The sequence below is a fragment of the Winogradskyella psychrotolerans RS-3 genome, from assembly GCF_000427335.1.
Classification (GTDB): domain Bacteria; phylum Bacteroidota; class Bacteroidia; order Flavobacteriales; family Flavobacteriaceae; genus Winogradskyella; species Winogradskyella psychrotolerans.
Genome location: NZ_ATMR01000158.1, coordinates 1 through 3,933 on the forward strand (window position 1 = coordinate 1; position 3,933 = coordinate 3,933).

Annotated in this window: 3 protein-coding genes; all 3 read left to right on the top strand. The window is 36.6% G+C overall.

Annotated elements, in window-relative coordinates; all coding sequences use genetic code 11:
* The first annotated feature begins 964 nt into the window (after positions 1 to 964).
* The 3 genes from ADIWIN_RS15155 (at position 965) to ADIWIN_RS15165 (ending at position 3,546) form a co-directional block, all read left to right on the top strand.
* Entirely contained in the window at positions 965 to 1,585 is a 621-nt protein-coding gene (locus ADIWIN_RS15155; RefSeq protein WP_020897595.1) for a hypothetical protein, read from the top strand.
* A 49-nt stretch (positions 1,586 to 1,634) separates the two neighbouring features.
* Complete coding sequence (locus tag ADIWIN_RS15160) at positions 1,635 to 3,059, top strand: flotillin family protein (protein ID WP_051155481.1); 1,425 nt, start codon at positions 1,635 to 1,637, stop codon at positions 3,057 to 3,059.
* Positions 3,060 to 3,324: 265 nt separating this feature from the next.
* On the top strand, positions 3,325 to 3,546 hold the full coding sequence (locus ADIWIN_RS15165; protein WP_020897598.1) for a hypothetical protein: 222 nt from the start codon (positions 3,325 to 3,327) through the stop codon (positions 3,544 to 3,546).
* Positions 3,547 to 3,933 lie beyond the last annotated feature (387 nt).

Sequence of the window (3,933 nt, forward strand, 5' to 3'; positions counted from 1 at the left end):
ACAACAACACTATACCTCTAAAACGACTACTATGACTTTAACACACTTCATTCTTCATTGTACTTAATCAAACCGACATCAACTATATAAACTAGATTCCTGCCTACGCAGGAATGACAGAACACCAAAAACAATTAATACTATAATCTAAATTCAACGAACTTTGTCATTCCTTCCAAAGCAGACAAACCTTCAAGTACACCCAAGCTAAGCCATTAAAAATAACAACGAACTTTGTCATTCCTGCGCAGGCAGGAATCCACAACAACACTACACCTTTAAAACAATTACTATATTTCTCACATCTTTTAATTCTTTTTAGAACTAAATCAACATTAATAACAACAAACAGATTCCTGCCTACGCTGGAATGACAAAAAAATTAAGAACACACCTCAACTTATTTTAAACAATTACACCATGTAATTCCTGCAAAATCAGACAAACTTTCAATTACACCCAAGCTAACCCACAACAAATACCAACACACTTTGTCATCCCTGCGTAGGCAGGAATCCACAACAGCACTATACCTCTAAAACAATCCCTATAAGTCTCACACCTTCTAATTTTTTATAAAACTAAACCTACATAAATTACACCATACAGATTCCTGTTTACACAGCAATGACACAACACACCATGCCCACATTAAAAAGCCACAAATAAATATTTCCCAAATTCCATGTAACAAAAGTCCTTCATCTGCTACATATATATTGAAAGTGGTCCAAATCTCAAAACTTTTTTGAGGCGCCAAATAGTATAAAAACGACCGTACTTCAATAACCATCACAATACAATTAGTATTCCAAGCTTGAATTATTAAAATTCAAACAAGGCTAAAAACTGAGACTTAAAACGTCAATCTGCTGGTTAAATTTGGTCCGACTTACTTTCAAAAAAAGATTGCATAGTATTACAATGGTCGTATATTTAGTAACTCAAATTTAAACGACATCTTATGGCAGAATGGTTTTCAAATCTAGAATTTCTATCCCAACTCTATTGGTTAGTCGCTATTATTGGTTCTATTATTTTTTCTGTAGTTATGGTAATGGCTTTTGCAGGTGGAGAAGCTGATGATATTGATGGTGACATCGAAGCCGGATTTCAATTTATATCCTTCAAAAACCTCGTAGGCTTCTTTACCATTTTTGGCTGGAGTGGTATTGCGTGTATAGATGCCGGACTCTCTACAGCTCTGACCATATTTATATCTGTAATTTGTGGTTTGTTAATGATGGTGATTATGGCAGCACTCTATTTCTTTATTAGTAAACTTTCGGATAGCGGTACTTTAAATTACAAAAATGCGCTCGATGCTATTGGTGAAGTCTATTTACCTATTGGATCTGACCGTTCAAAAATGGGAAAAGTAAATGTAAGTGTGCAAGGCACAATGCGCGAACTCGATGCACTTACCGATTCATTAACACCCTTAAAAACGGGCACAATAATAAAAGTTGTCGATGTCACCTCTAACGGCATTCTCATTGTAGATCAAACACGTAAACCCATAGAACCTTCACATACTAATACTGAAGAATTACCCGAACCAAAAAACCGACTTATCGAAAATTAAGTCACACTAATATTAAGCTTTATAACCAACCAATCAAATCTAAATGACTATGAAATTATTAACCATTCAAGAAAACTTTAATGTAGAGGGCCTAGGCGGTCCCATGCTACTCATTTTTGTAGCCTTATTTGTAGTACTTACCTTAATTATTTTAATAAAACGTTACAAACGTTGTCCTTCAGATAGAATTTTAGTCGTCTATGGAAAAGTGGGTGGCGGACAATCGGCTAAATGTATTCATGGTGGAGCGGCTTTTATAATTCCTGTCATTCAAGATTATGAATTCTTAGAATTAACGCCAATTTCTATCGAAGTAAATTTGGTTAATGCCTTATCTAAACAAAACATTCGTGTTAATGTACCATCGCGTTTTACCATTGGTGTCTCTACAGAACCAGGTATTATGCAAAATGCAGCAGAGCGTTTATTAGGATTGGGTCAAAATGAAATTCAGGATTTAGCACAAGAAATTATTTTCGGACAATTACGTTTAGTTGTGGCTTCAATGGATATTGAGGAAATCAATAACGATAGAGATAAATTCTTAACGAATATTTCAGAATCTGTTGAAACCGAATTAAAGAAAGTAGGTTTAAAGCTAATCAACGTAAACATCACAGATATCGTTGATGAGTCTGGTTATATCGAAGCACTTGGTAAAGAAGCTGCAGCACACGCTATTAACGCAGCTCGTAAATCGGTTGCAGAAAAAACGAGAGATGGATCTATTGGTGAAGCTAATGCGGTACAAGATGAAAGAACGCAAGTAGCAGCAGCCAACGCACAAGCTGTAGAAGGTGAGAACACCGCAAAAATTGCCGTTGCAAATTCAGATTCATTACGTCGTCAACGTGAAGCGGAAGCAGAACGTGTGGCAAATGCGTCTGAAAAAGTACAATCTGCAAACGCCTTAGCAGAATCTTATGCTGCAGAGCAAATCGCAGAAACAGCAAGAGCGGAACGTGAGCGTTCGTCTCAAATGGCCGATGTTATTATTCCAGCTGAAATTGATAAACGCAAAGTTGAAATTGATGCTGAAGCAGATGCAGAACGTATTAGAAGACGTGCAAAAGGTGAAGCAGATGCCATACTTTTTAAAGCACAAGCCGAAGCACAAGGACAATATGAAATCTTAACCAAGCAAGCTGCGGGTATGGAGCAAATTGTAAAAGCGGCTGGTAACAATAGTAGAGATGCGGTATTATTATTAATTGCAGACAAATTACCAGAATTGGTAAGAATTCAATCGGAAGCGATTAAGAATATCAAAATCGATAAAGTAACCGTTTGGGATAATGGTAGTGGTGGAGAAGACGGAAAATCGTCAACCGCTAATTTCTTATCTGGAATGTACAAATCAGTACCACCTTTACAAGAAATGTTTAATATGGCTGGTATGGATTTACCAGAATATTTAAAAGGAAAAGACAAAAAAGAAATCGCAGCAGACGACGCGACTATAGATAAGTTGTAATAACAAAATTATCTTTTCTTGACTATAATTAGCTACAAAAGACCAATACCTAAATTAAAGTTCATTTATGGTATTGGTCTTTTTTTATCGGAATACTGAGTATCGACACCTATTTTGGTGTGCTTTTCTTAGGCGCAGGTGTCTTCTTTTTCTATACCGATGGTATCGAAATTGACCTCACAACAAAAAATACCGAAATACCATTAACCTCTTTGGCCTCACCTTCGGAAAATGGAAAGACTTTCCTCAAATAGAATACGTTTCTGTGTTTAAAACCACGCAGACCACGCGCGTTTGGGTCTCCACAGCAAGCACAAACGTAACGACAACCGTCGTTAAAGTCAATTTGTTCTATAATACCAATCAGAAAATTGAAGCTTATGAAACAGATAATACAGATACCGCTTTTGATATGGCTAAACAAATAGCAACAGCCTTACAGATTGATGTTTTAGACGCCACATCGCGAGACACCAAATGGCTATAATTTAACACCAACTGTCATTCCTGCGCAGGCAGGAATCTATTCCATCTAAAACCTTCCACTCCATTTAAGTTTTAGAGAGTCCGAGTCTAGTTAACGCAAAATCTTAATAATAAAAAGGTGAATGATCAAGTGGATTCCTGCCTACGCAGGAATGACAAACCCAAATAAACAAACAAATGTCAGTTCGAGTGATTTTCGAGGCACGAGAAAATCGTATCGAGAACCAATCAAAAAAACAACCTACAAACAAACCCTAAAGGCTTAATCCGTAAATTGTCCCCTTGAGGATTAGTGGGAAATAAAATATATTTTGTTTTTGAAGCTACCGAGCGAAACCAATCTACCGCCACCCCAAATCTTCAAAATGTAAACAGACTACAAAAGCAA

Coding starts and splice junctions, on each gene's coding strand:
- ADIWIN_RS15155 (WP_020897595.1), top strand. CDS start 965: ATGGCAGAATGGTTTTCAAATCTAGAATTTCTATCCCAACTCTATTGG.
- ADIWIN_RS15160 (WP_051155481.1), top strand. CDS start 1,635: ATGAAATTATTAACCATTCAAGAAAACTTTAATGTAGAGGGCCTAGGC.